At 54.2% G+C, this 20436-nt stretch carries 19 protein-coding genes and 3 pseudogenes; 8 read left to right on the plus strand and 14 right to left on the minus strand.

Annotation, left to right across the window (positions count from 1 at the left end; all coding sequences use genetic code 11):
- The first annotated feature begins 74 nt into the window (after window positions 1–74).
- The 3 genes from G556_RS0104250 to G556_RS0104260 are packed head-to-tail and all read left to right on the plus strand — an operon-like array spanning window position 75 to window position 2124.
- Window positions 75–647 carry a type IV toxin-antitoxin system AbiEi family antitoxin domain-containing protein gene (locus G556_RS0104250; protein ID WP_233418181.1) on the plus strand — a complete coding sequence of 191 codons (573 nt, stop codon included), beginning with the start codon at window positions 75–77 and terminating at the stop codon, window positions 645–647.
- On the plus strand, window positions 644–1486 hold the full coding sequence (locus G556_RS0104255; RefSeq protein ID WP_028821886.1) for a nucleotidyl transferase AbiEii/AbiGii toxin family protein: 843 nt from the start codon (window positions 644–646) through the stop codon (window positions 1484–1486). Before G556_RS0104250 ends, G556_RS0104255 begins: the two co-directional genes overlap by 4 nt.
- Window positions 1483–2124 carry a hypothetical protein gene (locus tag G556_RS0104260; protein ID WP_028821887.1) on the plus strand — a complete coding sequence of 214 codons (642 nt, stop codon included), beginning with the start codon at window positions 1483–1485 and terminating at the stop codon, window positions 2122–2124. Before G556_RS0104255 ends, G556_RS0104260 begins: the two co-directional genes overlap by 4 nt.
- 42 nt (window positions 2125–2166) lie before the next feature.
- Here the strand turns inward: G556_RS0104260 and G556_RS11840 are convergent.
- A pseudogene (locus tag G556_RS11840) lies at window positions 2167–2409 on the minus strand (helix-turn-helix domain-containing protein); the annotation flags it as partial.
- A gap of 314 nt (window positions 2410–2723) precedes the next feature.
- Between G556_RS11840 and G556_RS0104265 the strand changes: the two are divergent.
- Together G556_RS0104265 and G556_RS0104270 are read left to right on the plus strand one after the other, a co-directional pair.
- Window positions 2724–5096, plus strand: a complete 2373-nt coding sequence (locus G556_RS0104265) for an AAA family ATPase (RefSeq protein ID WP_028821888.1) — start codon at window positions 2724–2726, stop codon at window positions 5094–5096.
- 547 nt (window positions 5097–5643) lie between these two features.
- Window positions 5644–6597 (plus strand): hypothetical protein, encoded by a 954-nt coding sequence (locus G556_RS0104270; protein WP_211219434.1) that lies wholly within the window; start codon window positions 5644–5646, stop codon window positions 6595–6597.
- 97 nt (window positions 6598–6694) lie between these two features.
- Here G556_RS0104270 and mcrC read toward each other — a convergent pair whose 3' ends face one another.
- From mcrC to G556_RS0104305, 8 genes are all read right to left on the minus strand, one after another.
- Window positions 6695–7729, minus strand: coding sequence for a 5-methylcytosine-specific restriction endonuclease system specificity protein McrC (gene mcrC, locus G556_RS0104275; RefSeq protein ID WP_028821890.1), 1035 nt, complete (start codon window positions 7727–7729; stop codon window positions 6695–6697).
- On the minus strand, window positions 7726–8547 hold the full coding sequence (locus G556_RS11600) for an AAA family ATPase (RefSeq protein ID WP_211219435.1): 822 nt from the start codon (window positions 8545–8547) through the stop codon (window positions 7726–7728). Before G556_RS11600 ends, mcrC begins: the two co-directional genes overlap by 4 nt.
- Before the next feature lie 21 nt (window positions 8548–8568).
- Window positions 8569–9906, minus strand: coding sequence for a restriction endonuclease (locus G556_RS11605; protein WP_211219436.1), 1338 nt, complete (start codon window positions 9904–9906; stop codon window positions 8569–8571).
- Window positions 9907–10037: 131 nt separating this feature from the next.
- Window positions 10038–10301, minus strand: a complete 264-nt coding sequence (locus G556_RS10225; protein WP_016455452.1) for a PspC domain-containing protein — start codon at window positions 10299–10301, stop codon at window positions 10038–10040.
- Window positions 10302–10409: 108 nt separating this feature from the next.
- Window positions 10410–11333 carry a lipoyl synthase gene (lipA, locus tag G556_RS0104290; protein ID WP_016455453.1) on the minus strand — a complete coding sequence of 308 codons (924 nt, stop codon included), beginning with the start codon at window positions 11331–11333 and terminating at the stop codon, window positions 10410–10412.
- Window positions 11326–12141 carry a lipoyl(octanoyl) transferase LipB gene (gene lipB / locus G556_RS0104295; RefSeq protein WP_028821891.1) on the minus strand — a complete coding sequence of 272 codons (816 nt, stop codon included), beginning with the start codon at window positions 12139–12141 and terminating at the stop codon, window positions 11326–11328. The genes lipA and lipB overlap by 8 nt, the downstream gene beginning before the upstream one ends.
- An 11-nt stretch (window positions 12142–12152) precedes the next feature.
- Window positions 12153–12827, minus strand: coding sequence for a prepilin peptidase (locus G556_RS10230; protein WP_051176669.1), 675 nt, complete (start codon window positions 12825–12827; stop codon window positions 12153–12155).
- Window positions 12817–13293, minus strand: coding sequence for a hypothetical protein (locus G556_RS0104305; RefSeq protein ID WP_016455456.1), 477 nt, complete (start codon window positions 13291–13293; stop codon window positions 12817–12819). The genes G556_RS10230 and G556_RS0104305 overlap by 11 nt, the downstream gene beginning before the upstream one ends.
- 142 nt (window positions 13294–13435) lie before the next feature.
- Between G556_RS0104305 and G556_RS0104310 the strand changes: the two genes are divergently transcribed.
- Window positions 13436–15268, plus strand: a complete 1833-nt coding sequence (locus G556_RS0104310) for an AMP-dependent synthetase/ligase (RefSeq protein ID WP_028821892.1) — start codon at window positions 13436–13438, stop codon at window positions 15266–15268.
- A 50-nt stretch (window positions 15269–15318) separates the two neighbouring features.
- Here the strand turns inward: G556_RS0104310 and G556_RS11845 are convergent.
- Both G556_RS11845 and G556_RS11850 read right to left on the minus strand, forming a co-directional pair.
- Window positions 15319–15555 (minus strand): annotated as a pseudogene (locus G556_RS11845) (sunset domain-containing protein); the annotation flags it as partial.
- 120 nt (window positions 15556–15675) lie between these two features.
- Window positions 15676–16131, minus strand: a pseudogene (locus tag G556_RS11850) (DUF5324 family protein); the annotation flags it as partial.
- A gap of 184 nt (window positions 16132–16315) precedes the next feature.
- On the opposite strand from G556_RS11850, the gene G556_RS0104320 reads away from it, so the two are divergent.
- Window positions 16316–16825: a peptidylprolyl isomerase gene (locus tag G556_RS0104320; protein WP_016455459.1), complete on the plus strand. Its 510-nt coding sequence runs from the start codon at window positions 16316–16318 to the stop codon at window positions 16823–16825.
- A 41-nt stretch (window positions 16826–16866) separates the two neighbouring features.
- Here the strand turns inward: G556_RS0104320 and G556_RS0104325 are convergent, their stop codons facing one another.
- Window positions 16867–17160, minus strand: coding sequence for an Lrp/AsnC family transcriptional regulator (locus G556_RS0104325; RefSeq protein ID WP_338048832.1), 294 nt, complete (start codon window positions 17158–17160; stop codon window positions 16867–16869).
- Between the two features lie 44 nt (window positions 17161–17204).
- A complete protein-coding gene (locus tag G556_RS0104330) occupies window positions 17205–18890 on the minus strand; it encodes a DEDD exonuclease domain-containing protein (RefSeq protein WP_028821894.1) in 1686 nt (561 codons plus the stop codon).
- A 159-nt stretch (window positions 18891–19049) separates the two neighbouring features.
- Here G556_RS0104330 and G556_RS0104335 point away from each other — a divergent pair, with 159 nt between their 5' ends.
- Entirely contained in the window at window positions 19050–20039 is a 990-nt protein-coding gene (locus G556_RS0104335) for a hypothetical protein (RefSeq protein ID WP_155941740.1), read from the plus strand.
- Here G556_RS0104335 and G556_RS0104340 read toward each other — a convergent pair.
- Window positions 20036–20398, minus strand: a complete 363-nt coding sequence (locus tag G556_RS0104340; protein WP_016455463.1) for a hypothetical protein — start codon at window positions 20396–20398, stop codon at window positions 20036–20038. The two genes, G556_RS0104335 and G556_RS0104340, sit on opposite strands and share 4 nt — an antisense overlap.
- Between the last annotated feature and the right edge of the window lie 38 nt (window positions 20399–20436).

Genomic DNA, 20436 nt, shown 5'->3' on the forward strand with positions numbered 1-20436 from the left:
TACATTTGTGCTGAATATTAGATAATATTAAGCGCGTTAGTACGCATGTGAGGGGAGAAGAGACGGACGCTCTGTTGGACATAGCCACGAACTGCAACGGCTACATCACCAGCGCTCAGGTGACGGACGCCGGAATTCCCAGACGCAAGCTCACAGAAGCCGTGCGCGCCGGTGAGCTCGTCCAGGTGGACCGTGGTCTCTATGCGCTTCCCGACGTGTGGGAGGACCCCCTCTACATAGCTCAGCACCGCTTCTCGCGCGGCATTTTCTCGGACGACACAGCGCTCTTCCTCCACGGTATGACCGACCGCGCGCCCTTCGCACTGACGATGACCTTCCCCAGGAGCTACAACGCGACTGCGGCCAAGGCAGCCGGCATCGCATGCCGCACCTGCGCCGACGACGTCCTAGACCTCGGTCTCTGCGATATCCAGACGGAATACGGCAACAAAGTCAGGGCGTATGACGTCGAGAGGACGCTCTGCGACATCGTTCGCGGCCAGGGCACGCCTGACTCCCAGCTGGTGGTTCCGGCGATGCAATCCTACGTGAAGAAAAAGGGACGGGATCCCATAAAACTAGTTTCCTATGCTCGCAACCTCGGAGTTGAGACCAAAATCCGCAACTACCTGGAGGTGCTGCTGTGAAGACCAAGAACGCGATGCAGCTCAAGGCGCGCATCAACGCCAGAGCGAAGGAAGCGGGCATCCCCGCGCAGGCCCTTATGCAGAGCTACCTCTTCGAGAGGCTCCTCGAGCGCCTCTCAAAATCCAAATGGCGCGACAACGTCGTCATCAAGGGTGGCATGCTCATCTCCTCCCTCGTGGGTGTGGCGTCCAGGACCACGATGGACCTCGACACGACGGTCACCGGCTTCACGCTGACGCATGAATCCGCCGAGAAGGTTTTCCGCGAGGTGGCGGCTGTCAGCGTCGACGATGGTTGGACCTTCGAGTTCGACCGCACCGAGGATATCAGGGAGGCCGACGACTACCCGGGCATACGCGTGCTCCTCAAGGCGATGTATCCGCCCATGGCGGTGCCTCTCAAAATCGACGTTACCACGGGCGACAGCATCACGCCCGGCGCCATCGTCTACGACTACCCGCTCCTGTTCGACGGGGGAAGCGTCAGCCTGATGTCCTATCCACTCGAGACGGTGCTCGCCGAGAAGCTCGAGACCGCCGTCTCGCGAGGCGTAGCCAACACCCGCCCGCGCGACTTCTACGACATACAGCTGCTCTGGCGAACCAGGGGTGACAGCTGCGACATCCCCACGTTGCGGGAAGCACTCAAACGTACATGCGCCAAGCGCGGGAGCACGGAGATGATGACGCGGTGGCAGGAAGTCCTCGACGAGGTCGCAACTGACAAAACGATGCTCGCGCTGTGGAGCAAGTATGCGAAGAAGAATCCCTATGCAGCCGGCATTGAGCTCGCGCAGTGCTGCCAGACCGCGGGGAAGATACTAGGAGCGGCAATATGAGTGGGAGCGGCCAGATGGGCTCTCTTAATGAAGAGAAAAACAGGAATTCTCAGTTATGGCCGATAACTAAAGGGCCACTGGCCCTGCTTTTGATTGTGCTTATCGTTGCATGTGGAACTGCAGTTCTGATTAATCTCGCCGGCCCTGGAGTCGCAGCCTTCTTTGCATCTCTTTCGACTCTGGACTCTGCGATTGTAGTCGCGCTAATAACCGCAACGGTATCCGTAATTACGTACGTTTCTGGTAATGTTGCGAGCAACGTCATGAAGCGCAACGAGTACTTGCGAATGCATCGTGAAAAGCCATACATGCAGCTCATTTCAATGTTCTACGACTTTCAGTCCCAGACCAAAACGGGCAAGGAATTCACTCAAGAAGAGTTGATTAATCTATTCAACCAGTTCACGAAAGAGCTGACCCTTTGGGGCCCTTCCAAAGCGATTAAGGCTTGGGGGAACTGGCGGGTTGCCTCTTCAAGGGGGCTTAGCGACCCTAATGACTTGTTGTTCGGAATGGAAAAGATCCTTATGCAACTCAGAAAAGACATGGGACTGAAGCGAGGAATCGCAGAGGGCGATTTGCTTCGTCTTACCGTGAATGACATTGATGATTACACCGGTAAGAACAGGCGTGATTGATTGGCCAATAGCAGTATCGCTTTTCAGTAGTCTTCCGATCCTTATGGCGGGGATCTTCTGCCGTTCGATGAGCTTGTAGACCGACGTCTTCGATACGCGCGAGTAGTCCGCGACCTGTGGCACGTCCATGAGACCGTCAGGCAGGTCGTTTACTTCGGATGTCGAGGAGGCGGCAGATTCCCGTATCCCCGCCCCGGCATTCTCGCGGCTTTCGGCATCATTATCCGATATTCCGGTGTGTGCCGGGAACGTGTCTCGAGGCATCTGGAGGATTTCGTCTTTCATGGGATGGCCTACCCGTCCTCTCGTCTCGCATCTGGTGCCCTCGGGTTGCAACGAGGCCCAAGGAGTCTCGTCTATTCGACGGGACAAGCAGAGAGATACCTGATGGGAGGCGGGTGCGCAAAGCCACGCGGGGCGTTAGGTAACGCTAAAGCTCGCTAAGTCATGACTGGTCGAAAAAACGACTCGGTTACCTATCGCTCATCGCTTCCGCGACTCGGTATAAGTAGTGGTTTTTTATAATAGAAAGCAGGAGTCGCAAAACCCATGTTGTGTGAAATGCGCACATGTTCTAGCTGGAAAAGAAGGGAGCTCGAATGACAAGCAAAATACCCTCAATACTTGGCGTGCATGTATGTAGCGGAGCTTTTAATTCTGGACATGACATCAATCTCTTTGGAAGCTTGCAGGGTGGAGGAGATAGTCCCAAGTCGGTTCGCGCTTCCATAATTTTCGGCCATAACGGTTCGGGCAAATCTACAATTGCCCGAGAGATTGCAGCGATTAGCCGAGGAGAATCCGATGGCTATCTCTATGACGAGGACAATGGTGCGTTGTCCCTTGCTAATAACGAACGAGCCGGTATAAGGGTGTTCGACGAGGACTACGTCGAGTTAAAGACCCGAATCAAAGGTGATGGCCTTGATTCAATTGTGATGCTGGGGAAACAAGTAGCGGCAGCCGATGCTATTGAGGAAACCGAGAAAAGTATCAGCGATGTAAAAGCAGAAATTGAAGCGTTAGACAGCAAAATCGCAGAACTCGAAAATGGATCAAATTCGGTCTATGAATTAGAGAAGAAGGCAAAAGAGAGCGTCAAAAGCGCGGGCTGGGCAGAACGCCGTCAGAAAATTACTGGAACGAAACCCAACCTTGGCAAAAATTCTTGGATAGATGTACAAAACGCCAAAACAGACGAAAATCGGGAGACGCTAGGGCAGAGGTTTGAAGTCAGGCTCAGCATCTTTGAGAAAGCCAGGGCAGCTGGGCAAGACGAGATTAGCCCCGTTCCTTCCATCGACATCGCACCATACGATGAGGGCTATCTAACGGAGCTACTCAGCAGACAGATTGACAATCCGGAACTTTCTGAACGAGAGCAGAGAATTCTCGAGCTAGTGAAGAACGACAACCAGACTATTGTCGATACCGCCGTAAGCGTCTTTTCATCGGAAGGCACACACATATGCCCGATGTGCCAGCAGGAGGTTTCTCGGGAGCACAAAGAATCAATCGTTGCAAGCATCCACAAGGTTCTTAATAAAGCCGTTGAGGAATTCAGGGCCGAACTCTCGAAAGCGTCTCTCCCTCGCCTAGTCGAGACTGTCGATATTCCAGACCAGGTCACCGAATCAGCGAAAGCCGACTTGAAAGATGCCCTTCGTGAGGCAAATCGTCTTGTAAACGAATACAATTCGCGCATTGAGCTCCGCAAGGCAAACATCTATACGGCTCAAACCGCAGGTGTATTGGGCTTGGATGCGGCGCTGAAAAAGCTCGAGGTTGCGGTCGAGAGCGTAAACTCCGAAATCGAATCTATCAACGGTGCCATCAAAGATAGAAATACCTTAGAGAAGGACCTCTTGAGGCTTAACGATGAGATAAGTCGAACTGACGCATGCCAGGACATCGAGTCCTGGCGTGCGGCGGAAGGCGACCTCGCAAAGTCTAGGGATGCTAAGAGAGAAAAGCTGGCAGAGCACAGGCGGCTTCTATCGGAAAAGCAGCAACAAGAAGCGGCATTAAAGCAAATCGACATTGCAGTTGACGTCATCAACTCGTATCTCGCGAATGTGTACTTCGATTCCGACAGGTTCAAGCTCGTACTGGATGGCGAACAATACAAAGTGCTGTCCCATGGACAGTCAGTTGCCCCGGACAATATTTCGACTGGCGAGAGGAATGTCCTGGCGCTTTGCTATTTCTTTACGGAAGGTGGAGAGGGCAAGGAACAAGGTCATGCTGACGACGACCCTCAATATGTTGTTCTCGACGACCCGATATCGAGCTTCGACATGGAGAACAGGGTTGGTGTCTGCTCGCTCATTCGTGAGCGAGCAAAATGCATCCTTCAGTCAAACGATGAGAGCAAAATTACGGTATTCACGCATGACTCCAGTGTTACGCATGACCTGCAGAAGGTGTTTGAAGACATACGCATGCTTACGATGTCGAAGAGCTTCGCCTTTAACACTCGCAAGCTTGTTGGTACAGCCACCGAAGCCGTCACTAAGGGAACGGAGTATGCAGCCCTCCTGAATAGGGCCTATCGTTTCGCAAACTCGACGACGGAGGATTTGGACGAGTCGTATGTCATCGGCAACATCCTGAGAAGAATCGTTGAGGGCTATGGCACATTCAACTACGGAATAGGAGTGGAGGAGCTCTTTAGAGATCAAGACCTCGCCAGTCGACTTGGACCGCATCTTCCCTATATAAAAAACGCCATGTACCGTCTAATGCTGAATGATGAGAGCCATCTAAAGGACAGGGTGAGCACAATGAACCCCTCCGATAGATTTGAGCGATCCAGTTACGAAGACAAAAGAAGCTGTGCGCAATGCGTCTTGCTGATGCTCTACACATTAGATCAAACCCATGTGAAACGGCAGCTAAAAGATGTCTCTATCACAGAGCTGCAGGGACGAATTGCGGCGTGGGGATCGAGGTTTTCGGGTCAGTCTGCATAGTCGGTATTGACGCATGTAGTCACTTGCTAAGTCCAGATCAACATTTCCCCAGCTCAGGGCTGTCACTCTTCACTCGGAATTTGTCACTCTTCGGTCGGGGAGCACCCCGCCCCGTCGGCGCTTCTTTCGCCCATGTAGTCAGTTGCGCGCAACCGAACTGCGTTTCCGCAGGTCAGACGTGTCACTCTTCGGTCGGGTGAAAATACTCTCCCCAGGTGACTACAGAGCGTGTAGTCACCGTTGACTACAGGGTGACTACAGGGTTTTCGAGATGGGAGAGTAGAGGGAATTCCAGCTCTCCTGCCCCGCTGACTACATCAAAACGTGCCATGCAACGATTGAGTGGGAGTAAAAAACTCTAAATTTTTAAATAAGGTAGCACCGCTCGGATTGTGTGCCGAGCGGCGCTGTCTTTTAAAGATACTTGTAGATTCTTGTTACAGATACATAGTTGCTATGAAGCCATTCGGCAGGTGACACTCTTTCGTTTTAGAAAGTCCGATAGGCGACTTAGTAGCAGCAATCACTGGATGCTGAAGCAGAGGTAATGATGGTCAAGGAAGACAGCGGAAAAGCGAAGAAGGCGAAAGCAGATTTTCTCAATCTGGCCAATAAGTTCGGTAAAAAAGCTACTTCCGTAGCAACTGGTGTTGGTTCTGCTGCTGGAAAGACAGTCGACACGGTGCGAGGAGCGGAAAAGGCCTTAATCGATAAATTAGATCAAAATGGTAACGGTCAGATCGATATCGAAGATGTAATTATTCTTGGTTTGAGAACTCCTGGCGTTCGTATCGATAGGGAAAAATTTCTTCGTAAAGAATTTAAAAACAAACTTTCAGAAGAAAATGTCGATTTGGTTGTAGAAACAAATCCGGCAAAGGCAAAAGTGCCTTCTGGAGTTGTCGATGAAGTCGCCGATGCAGTCATAAAATTTGAGCGAATTCAGGTTTCAGGTATTTCTGCCGTACTTGGAACTCCTGGTGGCGCGGCTATGGTGGCCACTATCCCTGCGGACATTATTCAGTACTACGGATATATGCTTAGAGCCGCTCAAGAGCTCATGTATCTGTATGGATTTCCTGAGATAGATATCGACTGTAATGGAGAAATCCTTGACGCTGAGACTATGAATACTCTCATTCTCTGCATGGGCGTAATGTACGGGGTTGCTGGGGCAAATAATGCTATTAGATCGGTGGCTAGAGCCTTGGCTAGTGGAGTTGAAAAGCAGCTTCTCAAAAAGGCTTTGACTAAAGGGACGATTTATCCAATTGTTAAAAGTGTCTCGAAGTGGTTTGGCGTTAATATGACCAAGCAGATCTTTGCGGGATTCTTTAAAAAAGCTATTCCTTTAGTGGGAGGCGCGATTGGCGGTGGCTTGACCTTCTTTTCATTCAAGCCATGCTGCGACAAGCTTAAAAGGACCCTTCAGGATACGATGCTCAGCAATCCGGATTATTCTTCTGGCTCCGGGGAAGACAAATTAATCGTCGTCGAATAGCGGACCTTTGATGTTGTAAAAGGGCGGCAATAGAAACCGGAAGAGAAAGCCAAGAAGAACGCTTTTGTGCCTTTAAGCCACGTTGGTGGAGCACTGATCAAATCTTCAGGGATAGAGATAGTGCTATTTCGTCTAGCTGCTTTCTGATCGAATCGAAGGGGCAGTCTAAGTTCAGTGTTTTCACGCTGATTTCGTTACCACTCATCTTGTACGTCACATCGGGCTGGGCGTCTTCGTCAGTTCGTGCATATAGAAGTAATCCTGCGACTCGTTGGTTGTCTCCTAAATCTGCCTGCATGTTTTTCGTGTAGGTAAATATTTGGTACAGATTGCCCGAGTGGATGCTTTTGCGGTCGAATTGTTCTTGAGTGGTTTTCGAATAATATTTCGCGTCGATAATCAGCGAAACATTCCCAGATGAAAGAACCACATCACTTTTCATCGTGGGCAGCATGTAATCAAAATTGTCGTCAAGGCTCCACGGAATGTGGGGAGCCGCCGCGCTGAGTTGAGGATGCTCCTGGCGGAAATACTCCAGGATGAATTTTTCGTACAGGCTGTGCAGCCGTTGCTCGTCAAGGAAATCCATCATCCGCACGGTGCCGTCCGACTGGGTTTGTAAGAGGCCATTCCAGACGAGCCAGCAAACATTAATGAGCATCCTATAGGTTTGGTTATTCCTGTCGTATCGGAACCGCCATGCGGTATTGGATAAATCGATATTTTTCACTTCTGCGAAATAGGGCAGAAGCCGCTTAATTTTCCTCTCTAATGCCTTTGAAATATCCGAGCGGATAAGCAACAAACAGGTGGCTTTAAGAATTCTGTTCATCTGCGTATCCACTGAAAAATTGTCGTAGCTACACACCAACTGTCTGCGCGTAATGGAACGAGTTTTAATCGATTCGCCGAGCCCTATTTTTCCGCGAAGTGAAGATATCGGTTCCGTTTGCTCTATATATTCCCTGCCCAGTCCGCGTTTTAGCTGAGTGGATATACCGTGCGTGAGGATCGCCGCGCAGAGTTCTGCCACGTTGCTGAACTCTTCTGTCGCAACGTCACGATATCCCTGTTTGTGTAGCACCTTGAAGGCGTACGCAAGCATGTAATAGATGTTCTGAATTCGAATCATTTGATTGCGTTACGCAGTTTCCCAGCCCATTCGGAGGTCTTCGATTTATCGTCGAACCAATACTCTTTGAGCATTGGGATCAGCTCGTATTCGACTATCGAAGACAGCTTTTGATCTGAGGGCGTCTCGCTGAAGCCGCAGAAATAACTGTGGCCGATACGGAATCCTTCACCTAAGGCGTCGTCGCTAGCGATGGTCTCGTTTAGCTGGGCGACGCAGCCCACCAAGTTGTTAAGTTTCGGGCAGGCTAACGTGTCAAGGTAACTGACGAATCCCTCGGTCTGGAATCCCGGCTTCATCTCGAAGAACGCGAATCTGCGGCGCAGCGCGTAGTCGAGCATCGCCAGCGATCGGTCTGCAGTGTTCATCATGCCGATTATGTATAGGTTGCTTGGCACAGAAAACAGTTCGCGCGAATAAAGTAGCTCGAGCTTATTTTTTGGGCCGCGTTTATCGTTTTCTATGAGCATGAACAATTCGCCGAAAATCTTCGAGAGATTGCCGCGGTTTATCTCGTCGATAATGAAGAAGTAGTCATTTTCAGAGTCAGCTTCAGCTACCTTGCAGAATCGGTAAAAGGCTCCTCTGGTTAGCTCGAAACCGTTCTCCGACGGGCGGAACCCTTCGACGAAGTCTTCGTAGGAGTAGCTCTGATGGAACTGCACCATCTTCACGCGCGCTATATCTTTCACGCCCATCATTGAATAGGCGAGACGCTTCGCGATGAAAGTTTTCCCTACCCCCGGAGCGCCTTGCAGGATTATGTTTTTCTTTTTCCTCAGCACGCCGGTGAGCTCTTCGTACTCTTGCTTAGACATGAAAACTTCTGCTAGGAAGTCTTATTCGGTGTAGGCGGGGTAATCGGTGGCGGGCTGGGGCTCGATAGCCTCCTCCGCTTCTTCAGAAAAGTTGGAATTTAGTTTGGCAATAAGATCCGTGTAGTCAGTTACCTCTGTGAGCGTCTTCATAGCGAAGTCGTCGTCGGTCTCTAGGTCGCATTTGTGTGTCCATTCGACACTTCTACGGTTGGGAAATTCCGGCATCGAATCGTCGTATTCGTAGTCACCCTTGACGACGCCTCTGCCCACGATCTTCCTGCGTCCCTGCTTGACGAAGACCATGTCGCCCGGCTTTATCTCGTTCACGAACTGCCATAAAGTATGGGCGTTATTTTTCTGCGAGCTATCGCCGCCGTCTAGCTCAACAAGCTTCAGGCGCATGTCTTCTTTTGACGGGTACGCCCGAAGATCGCCGAGTTCCTTCCAGGCAATCGCCATGATCCGCTTTTCGTAAAATTCGTCCCACTTTTCAGCTTGTGTGCCGGGGGAGTAGACCCAGTAGCGCACGGTCTCAACGTCCGCATCACCGAGTGCGTTCTGTTCGGCCTCACTCTGTGATGCCTTCTCTTCGGCCTTTCGCTCTTTGTTGACCCTCTCCGATTCGAGATAAGCGGCATTCGTCAATTCGGGGAAACTGGCGAAGGGGCATTCGGGCGTACCTAGTCTTTTAGAGATTTCATCGCAAATGGCTAAGTACTCGTTGCCGTCGGTTATCAGTGGGCCTCGTTCCTTGGGGAACAGCCCCGCTATCTCTTCACCGACGGCCGCCATGTCTCCTATGAACCAACGACTCCTGGAGTCCAGGCTCACGAACCTAAAGGGGCGAGCCCAATAGAGACCCATGAAAGTTTTCCACTTCAGGCCGAACAGATTTACGGTTCGGTCGTAGGCCTGAACGAATTTTTCCCTGGTGGACGCGGTCTCCGATTCCGTTAGTTCCAAGCCTGCGGTGAATAGGTCCCATAGGTTTTCGATGTCTTCTTCGCCGCGCCGCGGATAGGACGAAAATCTGTAGAAAGTTGCGTTCAGATTATTGAGGGTTGGAATGCCTTCGAAATTCGTTGGTAGTTCAGCATCAACGGAGAGTGCCTTGGCCAGTGAGGTGATGATCTTCAGCCGGTTTTCAGGTGTGATGCCTTTGTTGAAGAGGCCGAAAACTGTGAATGGATCTATGTCTGCTATTTCATTTCCACTATCAAGCTTTGGAAATTTAATTCCAGATGAAGCGTAGGCTTCTGTGATTTCGTGGATTAACCGATTGCGGTTTTCCCGGTAGTCAAGCAGCCTGTCTGCCAACGCCATGTAGAAATTAGTCCAGGTGAAATTTTGGTTGCTCATATGCCGCGTCTTTCGGGATTTCCTATGCGGCAAAAGTATCTATTAACTAGCGAATATTTTGTTCCGATGTCATGAAGAATAATTAAAGGCGCCGGCTAATGTCAGCCGACGCCTTTAATCTTTTAGTCTTTTTACTCGCTGCGGAACGAGTCCCTCGGGCCGTCGTTCTTGTTCAGCATGCCGTCCAGGACACTCTTGTCAGAACCTTCCTCGGGGATCAGCAGGTAGCCAACGACGTAGGCGCCGATGCCGATGCCGCTCGAAACGATCGATAGCACCACGACAACCAGGCGAATGATGTTCAGATCAAAGCCGGTGTATTCGGCGATACCCGAGCAAACTCCTGCGAGCATGCGGTTGTCTTTGCTGCGAACTAGCTGTTTCTGCTGGCTCATAATTCCTCCTGTGTACACATGCAGCAGTTGGCCTGCACGTTATTGGTTCGTCCCTGCCATTAATTCCAGAATATGGGGTGGGCGATACTCTCGCGGGGAAACCTTCAGTTAGGCTGCCTCGGCGTCCAACTTCTCGCGCGCCTGACGATAAAGCCTGCCAGCCCGGTACGACGAACGAACCAGTGGCCCGCTCATCACGCCCTCGAAGCCGATCTCCTCGGCCTCCTCGGCCAGTTCGGCGAATTCGAGCGGTGTTACCCAGCGCTGAATCGGCAGCAGTGTGACCGCCGGACGCAGGTACTGAGTGATGGTCAAAATGTGCGTGCCGGCGTCTCGGAGATCCTGCATGGCCTGCGAGATCTCCTCGCGGGTTTCGCCCATGCCGAGAATCAGGTTCGACTTTGTGATTAGTCCGAAATCTCGGGCGCGGGTGAGGACGTCCAGCGAAAGCTCATACTTGAAGCCGGGGCGAATACGCTTGAAGATCCTCGGGACGGTCTCGACGTTGTGACCAAAAACCTCCGGCCGCGTCTCGAAGACCTGATTCAAAAACTCGTCCTTGCCGGAAAAGTCCGGGGCGAGCATCTCGACGCCAACCCCCGGATTCATCTCGTGAATCTTGCGGATGGTCTCCGCGTATAGCCATGCGCCCTCGTCAGGCAGATCGTCACGGCAAACCCCTGTGACGGTCACATATCGCAACCCAAGTTTGCTAACCGACTCCGCAACCCGCTGGGGCTCGCCGGGATCAAAGCCCTTCGGCTTCGCTGATTCGATCTGACAGAAATCACAGCGCCTGGTGCAGGCGTCGCCGCCGATAAGGAAGGTGGATTCGCGATCCTCCCAGCATTCGAAGACGTTCGGGCAGCCGGCGGATTGGCACACGGTGTGCAGGTCCTCGCGGCCGATGATGTCCTTGATGTTCTGATAATTGGGGCCCTGAACGAGTTTCGTGCGGATCCATTCTGGCTTGCGCTCGATTGGGGTCTCTGCGTTCTTGCGTTCAATGCGCAGCAGTCGCTTTTCAGACATCGCTGTCCTTCCTCACGGTGGGGCCGGCTATACGTTGAATCAGTGGGGTGGCGGGCCGCTTCGGAGCGGAGTCGCTGGTCTGGTTTGGGTTCCTAGGCCGCCACCAGTGGTCGTGGATGTCGAACGGGCCGTAATCTTCGAGAAGCTCGCGCATGTGCGGCTCGAGAGCATCGGCAACCTGCGAAAGAGACGGAACCGTCTCGAGCTCCTGAGCCAGGCTGGTCACGCCTGCGTCGGCGATGCCACAAGGCACGATGTTCCCGAACGCGGCCATGTCATCGCGCACGTTAAACGCGAAACCGTGCATCGTGGTTCGCTTGGCAACTCTAACCCCGATGGCGATCAGCTTGCGTTCTGGCCTATCATCCGTTGCGGGTAGCCAGACGCCAGTGCGTCCGTCGACGCGGCCGGCTAGTACACCCAAATCGTCGCAGGTGCGGATCAGGGCTTCCTCGAGGCGGCGCACATAATCGACGACGTAGTAGCCGTCTGCAAGATGAATGATGGGATAGCCGACCAGCTGCCCGGGGCCGTGCCAAGTGATTTTGCCGCCCCGGTCGATGTCTATCACCGGAGTGCCGTCGAACGGTTTTTCGTCGGGTTTTGTTGAACGCCCGGCGGTATAGACGCTCGGGTGCTGCAACAACAGGACGGTGTTCTCATGCCTGCCCTCAGCCACTGCCTCGTGGATGCGTCGCTGCATGTTCCAGGCGCTCATGTATTCGGTGAGGAACGAATCCTCATCGGAAATTCCGATGCGCTGGAAATTGAGCTTCCGTTGCTCGTCCAGGTGAGATTGAGTAGTCATCAAGTTTAATCTTATGCGCTGGCCAATAACCCCGCTAGGAAGCCGAGATACGGGCCAAGCCAAAGCCCAGGACCATATGGGAAAGCCTTGCCGAGCGGGGACGGTTTTCGTTTTCGCCGCGCAGCCGTGACGAACCCCCAAACGGCTGCGGCAATCGTGCCGAAAAGCAAAGAAAAGATACAGCCATCTAAGCCCAGCGTGCCGGCTGTCGCACCGACGAGCAGACTCAGCCTTACGTCACCGAAACCTAGGGAACCAGATAGCCTCCAGGTAATAAAAAAGAACAAACCCAAGCAGGCAGCGCCGAGCAGCGGCCCAACAGTAGATGCGGGCCCCATCGAGAAGGCCTGGTAAATCAGCGCCAGCGCAGTCAGCCCCCAGCAAAGATGCATAATACTGTTTGGCAGCCAGGTGGTGCGGGCATCGCATGCCACCAACACGAGCACGCTAGAGCCGTAAACCACCCAGATGGGCTCCGGACGCAGAACCGTCACAAAATCGAGCAGCACACTCGCGCACATGCAGAAGACCACGAACTTTACGTCCACCAGGTCTCGGTAAGAAATCTTGAAGCTTGCATCTGGGTCATCTGGCTCAGGCAGCCCGCGAAGCAGCACCAGCGTCAACACAGTCAGGGCACTGGCTAGGGCGATCATGGAAACGAGCATAACCGAGCTAGGCGGCATCGACGAGCCTATCCTCGCAGTCGAAACGCGCAGATTCAAAGATGTCATCGTGGTCTATGCCTCTCGCCTCACATGCTGCCAAGAGCCAGGCCTGCTGCAAACCGTTAGCGAGGCCGAAGCCGCGCTCCAGATAACTGCGAGCACTGAATTCGTCCAGACCCGCGAGCCGGGCAGCGTTCGGCACCTGGCTGCCCAGTCTGGAAAGGCCCTCGCGCATGATCAACGGGTCGGCTACCATCCCCTTCAACTGCTCCATCCGGCCAGAAGCCAGCCTCATCAGGGCCTTTGCGTCGCAACTTCTTATCCGGGGACGATCTTTGAACAACATATTTTTCACGACCATCGACGGCACGCCTGCCGCCACAGCCACGACCCTCCAAGGCAATTGATGAGTCGCCATTAAGTGGCAAACAAGAGACTTGAACGGCTGCGCCTTAACCCAGGAGTAGTGAGACGAGGTTTCCATGGCTTTACCTTTCGGATTAAAAAAATGTGGTCACTAGGTAAAGCCCATTTAGAACGTCGATTTGTGAGGTTAGGTAACAAAATAACTTCATTAGTTTTGGATCAGTACTAGTCGACGACGAAAAACATCTACTATTGCCAACATGAGCGTGCTTTCCACTTCGCCACGTAAACACGTCGCTTGGCTGTTTGAAACTGCCCGTTACGCCTACTCAGACCTGCCAGCCACGAGAATAAGAATCGGCGACGAGTGGCACACCCAAACATATGAAGAACTGCACGCCAGGGTTCAGCAGATCGCCGCAGCCTTAATCAACGCAGGCATCGAACGCGGAGACCGTGTCGGACTTCTAGCCTCGAACATGCCGCAGTGGACACAGATCGACCTGGCTACGGCGACGATCGGCGCGGCTTTGGTGCCGCTCTATTCGACCTCGACAGCCGAGCAGATCGAACACATTTGCGCCGATTCTGGTGTGAAAATTCTTTTCACCGGCGACGAGCAGCAGACGAGAAGCGCCCAGGAAGCCGCACCGAAGCTGGGCGAGCTGCAGAAGATCATCTCGCTGCATGACGTCGAGGGCGTCGAAAATCTAGAGGCATTTGCGCCCCATCAGGAGCCCAGCGAAGACCAGTCCGAAGCCATCCGACGCAGGATGGTGGCAGCCAGCCCGAACGACATTTTCTCCATCACCTACACGTCTGGAACGACCGGTGACCCGCGGGGAGTCGTTATCAGTCATAAGGCGATGTTCACCCAGCTCGAGGCGCTAGACCAATTTTTCGACCTAGACACCTCAGACCACAGCCTCTGCTTCCTGCCGCTTTCGCACGCTCTCGAGCGCGGTTGGAGCGCATTCGTGATGGCTAGCGGCTGCATGAACACCTACGTGCCCGACACTCGAAAAGTTGCGGAACTTCTGGTTCTTGCCCAGCCGACGATGCTGGTTAGCGTCCCCAAACTTTACGAGACGGTGTTCAAGGAAGCCCGCCGGAAGGTCTCAAAGTCCAAAATTAGTAAGGCCATCTTCGCCTGGGCCCTTCGAGTCGGCGCCCGGATGCAGAAGTCGTTCGTCAAAGGCCGCAAGCCCCAGTTGTGGTGGCGCGCTCAACTTCCGCTCGCTGACAAGCTGGTGTTAAAGAACGTTCGCGAAGCGATGGGCGGGCGAAAGACACTGCTGGCTTGTGGGGGAGCGCCGCTTCGCATCGAGGTGGAGCACTTCTTCAGTTCCTGCGGAATGCCGATCCTCACCGGCTACGGGCTCACCGAAGCCGCACCTCTGGTCAGCTTTAACAGGCCCAACTATCACCGCGAGGGCAGCTGCGGTCCGGTCATTCCCGGCGGCGAGATCGCAATCGGTCTCAACTCCGAGATCTACTATCGCGGCGAAAATCTGATGGACGGCTACTGGAACAACCCCAAAGCCACCGCGGAGGCCATCGACGAAGAAGGCTGGCTGCACACCGGCGACATGGGTTACGTGGACGAGGACGGCTTCCTCTTCATCACCGACAGGCTCAAGGACATCATCGTCACCATCGGCGGAAAAAACGTCTCGCCGGCACCCATCGAGGACATGCTGCTGGCCGATCCGCTTTTTGAGCAGGCCGTGATCCTCGGCAACAACAGGCCATACCTGACGCTGTTGGTCAAACCATCTATGCCGGCCCTCGAAGAGATCTCCGAGAAACTGCACATTGCTCACGACGACTTCAAGCAGGTGCTGGAAAATAGCGAGGTCCTAGAGGAAATCCGAAAGGGCGTCGAAGAGATCACGGAGAAACTACCGCGTCAGGAGCAGATCCGCGACATCAGGCTGCTGCCCGACGGATTTACGCTAGAAAACGGGCTGCTGACACCGTCGCTGAAAATTAAGCGCCGCGAGGTGGAGGACCGTTTCCGCGAGGTGATCGAAGACATGTACACCAAGCTCGCTGAGAAAAAAGAAGAGCGAAACAGGCAAGAGAAGAAGTAGACAAAAATGTCCCGGCAGGTTTTCCTGCCGGGACTTTCTATTGCCTGAATTTAGCGCTGCGCCTTGGTGAAGCCAGCAGCCTTGGCTGCCTCCTCGCTCTTGAACCAGACGTCGGCGTTGGTGGCCTCGAAGCCGCCGGTGCCGGGAACGTGGTACTTCATCGAGCGCTCATTGCCCTTGATGGTGAACTCCGCCGGGGGCTCGTCGCCCACGTATGCGTCGTCACCATACTTGTTTTTTTCGTTCTTGCCCTCTTCCTCGGAACGCTTGGGCTTTTCGTCCTCAGACTCCTCTGCGGGCTTGTTCCAGTCCGAATCCTTGAAGTTGCGGTTCGGCTCCTGCGGGGTCCAGCCGTCATCGGAATCGCCGAGGAACGAGCGGACGAACCAAACCACGCCAGCAACTGCTGCAGCGATGCTGACGAAAATGAACGTTCCGCGAACCAAGCTGCGCCTCTTGCGGGGCTCGGGAAGGACCGGCTTGGGCAGGGAAAGATCGCCACGAAGAGCAGCAACCGCTGCGGCGCCCCTGTCAGTGGCCTCCTGAACCGTCGGGTTCAGCTGGGCCTGTTTCCACGCCTTCTGAATGCGGGGAACGACTTCTTTGTCTACGGCCTTAGCGACATCGTGGTAAGCATTGCTGACTGCGGGCTGAACCTTAGAAACAGCCTTGTCGACGGCCGGCGCGACGTTCTTCTTATAAGCGCGGGACACATCGTCGAAAGTTTCGGATGCAGCGTTCGCAGCCTTCTTTGCGTGCGGAGCAATGAAATCTGCCACGTCGTCGAGGGCGTGCTTGGTGTTGGCGGCGGCCTCTTCGGCGGCAGCCTTGGCCTTGCGTGCGGCCTTTCGTTCGTTGAACATTTTAAGATCTCCGATCTTGTTTGGGGCTCGTAATCGAGCTTGCTCGTAGTCGAGCTACATTCAACGTTACTTCGCTAGCGACAGGATCAAGTGGACGGAGCAAAATTCATAGGTTTTATACAGCATGGAATTGTGCTTTGGGATACCGGTAAACTGGCTTGCGAAAGAAAAGATAGGAGCAAGCGTGACGCAAGCAACCATCCACACTAACCACGGCGACATCGTGGTTAAGCTGTTTGAAAACGAGGCCCCGAAGACGGTCCGTAACTTCGTTGAGCTCGCCACCGGCAAGCGCGAATATCGTGACCCTCGCGACGGCTCGGTGAAGACCGATAACTACTACGACGGCACCATCTTCCACCGCATCATCGATAACTTCATGATTCAGGGTGGAGACCCGACCGGCACCGGTCGTGGCGGCCCCGGCTACCAATTCGGTGACGAATTTCACCCCGAGCTCAAGTTCGACCGTCCGTATCTGCTGGCAATGGCCAACGCTGGCCCCGGCACCAACGGCTCGCAGTTCTTCATTACCACCGTCGAGACCCCGTGGCTGAACATGCGTCACACCATCTTCGGTGAGGTTGTTGACGAGGATTCTCAGAAGGTCGTCGACGAGATCGGGAAGGTGGCCACCAATGCCGCCGACCGTCCGCTCGAAGACGTAGTCATCAACTCGATCGACTTCGAGTAAAACCTAAAAAAATTGCGCTGCCGACAGGCAGCGCAATTTTTTTATTCGCCAATGTTGAAAGTGGCCTCTAAGTCAACCTTGCTGTAGGCGCGGAAGGCCAGGTGTGAACTGGTGTCGATGACCCCTTCCACCTTGTTTAGCTTGTCGGAGATGACCGACGAGATCTCGTCGAATTCACGCACTCGCACCATGACTACCAGGTCGATGTCGCCAGTCACCGAGTAAACCTCGCTGACGCCGTCAATGTTTGCGATTTCCTGCGCAACCTCGGGGATGCGGGAGCTTTCTACCTGTACAAATGCGATTGCCGTAATCATGGCCTCAAGTCTAGCCACTCGTTCGCCAAAAGAACCGACCTGTTTCGAACGATCAGCCGTTTTTAGGCATCTAGTTTCACCATTTGCGGCGCTCCCGCATTGCTGGGGATGGCCCAATCTCCTTCGATCTGCATTAACCGCACGCCCGGGCTTTCGAGCCAGTTGGCGATGCATTCTGCCTCCTCGACTGAGCCGGCGGGCAGGCCATGTTGTGGTTTAGGAACGGTTGCGCTGACCCGTAGCGCTTCGTCCGCTATTGCGAGAGCGGATTCACCACGCTTAGCGCGGGCGGCTCCGGCCAGGAAACCGTACTTTACGATGTTGATCTGCCACCCACCAGCGTTGGGGCTTGCGGCGACGATCAGTGGGCAATGGGTCAACGCTTTCAGCCTTTGCCAACGCAGGATGGTTCTTTGATAGAGGCCGAGCCTGTCCCTGACGACGCCTGCCTCCTCAAAACGTTCTTGTGCGCTGAGGGTTCGCATCTGTTCGCTAAGCGATTCAGTGATTGCCCGCACGTCGTAGGTCGACCGGATCGCTTCGTCCAGGGCCAGTGAATATAGCTCGCCAAGCGTCTCGTCATCGCCTCGGCAAGGGGCAAAACAGCGATTTAATTGGGCTAACGCGCAGCTAGAAGAAATAGAGCGCGGCCCGATGCGTTGAGTGCACTGACGCAGCTTGAACGATTGGGAGAGGACCAGCGCTAGTTCTTGGGCGACCCTTCTGCTGACGCAGGGCCCAAAATATTTGGCATCGTCGGTGATTTTCGAGACCACCGAGAACCTCGGCCAGCGCTCGTTGGTTAGTTTCAGCCAGGCCAGCTTGTGTTGGCGACGAGAACGACGGTTATAGTGCGGCTGCTGGGAATTGATCGTTCGCAGCTCGCGGATTTCGGCCTCTAGGGGAGTCTGGCAGACGATGGCTTCCACGCCCGTGGAGATGCGAACCATCTCTTCCATGCGCCCGCGCGTCTCCGACGCAGTGAAGTAGGTGGCAACCCTCTTTTTGATGTTCACCGACTTGCCGACGTACAGAATCTCCCGGCTGCCATCCTTGTGAGATTTGTCCGTGTAGAACTGATAGATGCCCGGTTCCTCGGGAAGATCCTTCGCCCATACCCGCTTGGCTCGTCGCTGCGGGGAAACGTGGTGGGCGTATTCGAGGAGATCTTCGAGCGTAGTTACGCCAAGCGCGCCGACCCGCTCTAATAAGCCGTGCAGCACGTAGACGGTTGCTCGGGCGTCGTCGAGTGCGCGGTGCGTCGGCATCTCTGGGACCTTGAAGAATGCAGAAAGTGTGGACAGCTTGCAATTGCGGACTTCGTCGCGCAGCAGGGTGTGCCTGGCTAGCTTGACGGTGTCTACAACCTGGTTACCAGGCCATTCGTAGCCCAAGTTCGCGCAGGCACGTTTCAGAAAACCAACGTCGAAGCTCGCGTTGTGCGCAACCAGAACCGTCCCGCGAGCGAACTCTAAAAAGCTCGGCAGCACTGTATTGATGGTTGGTGCATCGGCAACCATGCGGTCGGAGATGCCAGTCAGCACCGTGATGTTTGCGGGAATATGCATTTGGGGGTTCACGAGCGTGGCGAATTCGCCTTCAGCCTCGCCGCCACGAACCTTAACAGCGCCGATCTCGGTGATTGCCGCACCCTCTCCAACACCCGTCGTCTCGAGGTCGACGACGCAAAAACTGACGTCGAACAACGGCACGCCGAGGTCGTCAAAGCTGGGCTGTAAAGGTTTCATGCATTCGACGCTAGTAGGCGCCACTGACAATTTTTTAACAATGCCTTCCCAGGCTGTGCTCGAGATAGTTCCTCTGAAACACTCTCGCCAGCTGATGTGAGGCTGATAAGAGGGTCAATTTTTCGAATCTGCAAACTAGGTAATGGCAAACTTGTGCTCATGCGTGCACGGCTACTGGCGATCATCGTTTCGCTTGTCTTGGCGCTTTCGGGCTGCCAGAAAACCCCCGACTTAGAATGTGTCGCTGAATCCTTGAATCAGTCAGTTAAAGAAGGCGATTCCGCAAAACTGCTGAATGTGCTTTCCGGGCGACGGGCACCGCTGGTTGCAAAGAATCTCGGTCAGCTCGCCGAGGCCACTTTCGAGCCTTACAAAGACGGGCTTAGGGTCAAGTGGCGAGCGGCCGCTATCGATGCCCCTGCCTGGCATGAGATAGGAATAAAAGCTCAAGGCTGCCGGGTCGTGGACGTTTTCCCTAAGGAAGACTCACCGGCTCCGATCTGGTTGAGCCAACAGATCGAGGTTTACTCAGACGATGACGTCACCGTGATGGCAGCCCCTCGCGACGCTTCCGGTAATCAGGTGGACAACAGTTCCTGGTTGCTGGCGGCGCACGACGCCGTCGAAACGGTTCGGGCAGCGGTTCCTGAGCTGAGTTGGGACTCGCGCCTTGTGATTCAGGTGGCCGACAGCATCGAAAGTTTTCACAAAATCACCGGGGGAACGGCCCTAGACGGTTCGGCCGCTTACACGCTCGCCCAGGATTTCGCGGATGCGAACGACCAGGCTGCTAGCCATATCATCGTCAACCCGATTCACAAGGTCGACCCGAGATTCTTGCTCACGCACGAGGCCGTGCACGTCGCGACTGCGGAACTGGGCGTTCCCGACGATAAGAATATGTGGGTCAGCGAGGGCTATGCAGAGGCGATCGCGCTGGCTACTAACCCGGAGCGCGCCCAGGAGAGCGAGCGGTTGATCGAAGAGAATGGCCTGCGCCCAGAACAGCCGCCAACAGCCGAGGAGTTCATGTCCAAGGACCCTAAGATCAGCTCGCTGGCGTACGCGAGGGCAGCGAAACTGGTGGGTGAGGCCGTGAGCAAGGGCAATGTGTTAGTCCAATTGCAGAATCTGGGTTGGCCTCGCTAAAGAACCAGCCCGCCGTCGCCCCTCGGGTCATTATCCTTTGGGATCAGCGTCAATGACACGGCTATTCCTGCACCGAAAAATAGGACGGCCATCACCCAGAAGCCTGGATTCAGCATTCTGGCCCACAGCAGCACGATTAGAACCGCTGCGGCGATGAACATGCCTGCGGCAAATCCGGCACGCTTGGAAAGTGAAATGGGCTCGGGGTCGGGATTCCACTTTGCTGGCTCGTCAGGCTCGGTGCTTTCGATCGCGTCGGACATGGAGAACCACTTCTTGGGCTCAGAAAAGCTGGGACCGACGTTCTCGCCGAACTCCTCTTTTATTAACTTCGCAAACTCTTCGTCTGTGTCCGACACGTTTTCTCACTCCTCAGGGCTCGGCAAAGCTCCTAACG

The sequence above is a fragment of the Propionimicrobium lymphophilum DSM 4903 genome (genome assembly GCF_000423485.1).
Classification (GTDB): Bacteria; Actinomycetota; Actinomycetes; order Propionibacteriales; family Propionibacteriaceae; genus Propionimicrobium; species Propionimicrobium lymphophilum.

What these genes read in the sequence shown, in the direction of transcription:
- G556_RS0104260 (WP_028821887.1), top strand. Translation starts at nt 1,483, where the DNA reads ATGAGTGGGAGCGGCCAGATGGGCTCTCTTAATGAAGAGAAAAACAGG.
- G556_RS0104265 (WP_028821888.1), top strand. Translation starts at nt 2,724, where the DNA reads ATGACAAGCAAAATACCCTCAATACTTGGCGTGCATGTATGTAGCGGA.
- G556_RS0104270 (WP_211219434.1), top strand. Translation starts at nt 5,644, where the DNA reads ATGATGGTCAAGGAAGACAGCGGAAAAGCGAAGAAGGCGAAAGCAGAT.
- mcrC (WP_028821890.1), bottom strand. Translation starts at nt 7,729, where the DNA reads ATGATTCGAATTCAGAACATCTATTACATGCTTGCGTACGCCTTCAAG.
- G556_RS11600 (WP_211219435.1), bottom strand. Translation starts at nt 8,547, where the DNA reads ATGTCTAAGCAAGAGTACGAAGAGCTCACCGGCGTGCTGAGGAAAAAG.
- G556_RS11605 (WP_211219436.1), bottom strand. Translation starts at nt 9,906, where the DNA reads ATGAGCAACCAAAATTTCACCTGGACTAATTTCTACATGGCGTTGGCA.
- G556_RS10225 (WP_016455452.1), bottom strand. Translation starts at nt 10,301, where the DNA reads ATGAGCCAGCAGAAACAGCTAGTTCGCAGCAAAGACAACCGCATGCTC.
- lipA (WP_016455453.1), bottom strand. Translation starts at nt 11,333, where the DNA reads ATGTCTGAAAAGCGACTGCTGCGCATTGAACGCAAGAACGCAGAGACC.
- lipB (WP_028821891.1), bottom strand. Translation starts at nt 12,141, where the DNA reads ATGACTACTCAATCTCACCTGGACGAGCAACGGAAGCTCAATTTCCAG.
- G556_RS10230 (WP_051176669.1), bottom strand. Translation starts at nt 12,827, where the DNA reads ATGCCGCCTAGCTCGGTTATGCTCGTTTCCATGATCGCCCTAGCCAGT.
- G556_RS0104305 (WP_016455456.1), bottom strand. Translation starts at nt 13,293, where the DNA reads ATGGAAACCTCGTCTCACTACTCCTGGGTTAAGGCGCAGCCGTTCAAG.
- G556_RS0104310 (WP_028821892.1), top strand. Translation starts at nt 13,436, where the DNA reads ATGAGCGTGCTTTCCACTTCGCCACGTAAACACGTCGCTTGGCTGTTT.
- G556_RS0104330 (WP_028821894.1), bottom strand. Translation starts at nt 18,890, where the DNA reads ATGAAACCTTTACAGCCCAGCTTTGACGACCTCGGCGTGCCGTTGTTC.
- G556_RS0104335 (WP_155941740.1), top strand. Translation starts at nt 19,050, where the DNA reads ATGCGTGCACGGCTACTGGCGATCATCGTTTCGCTTGTCTTGGCGCTT.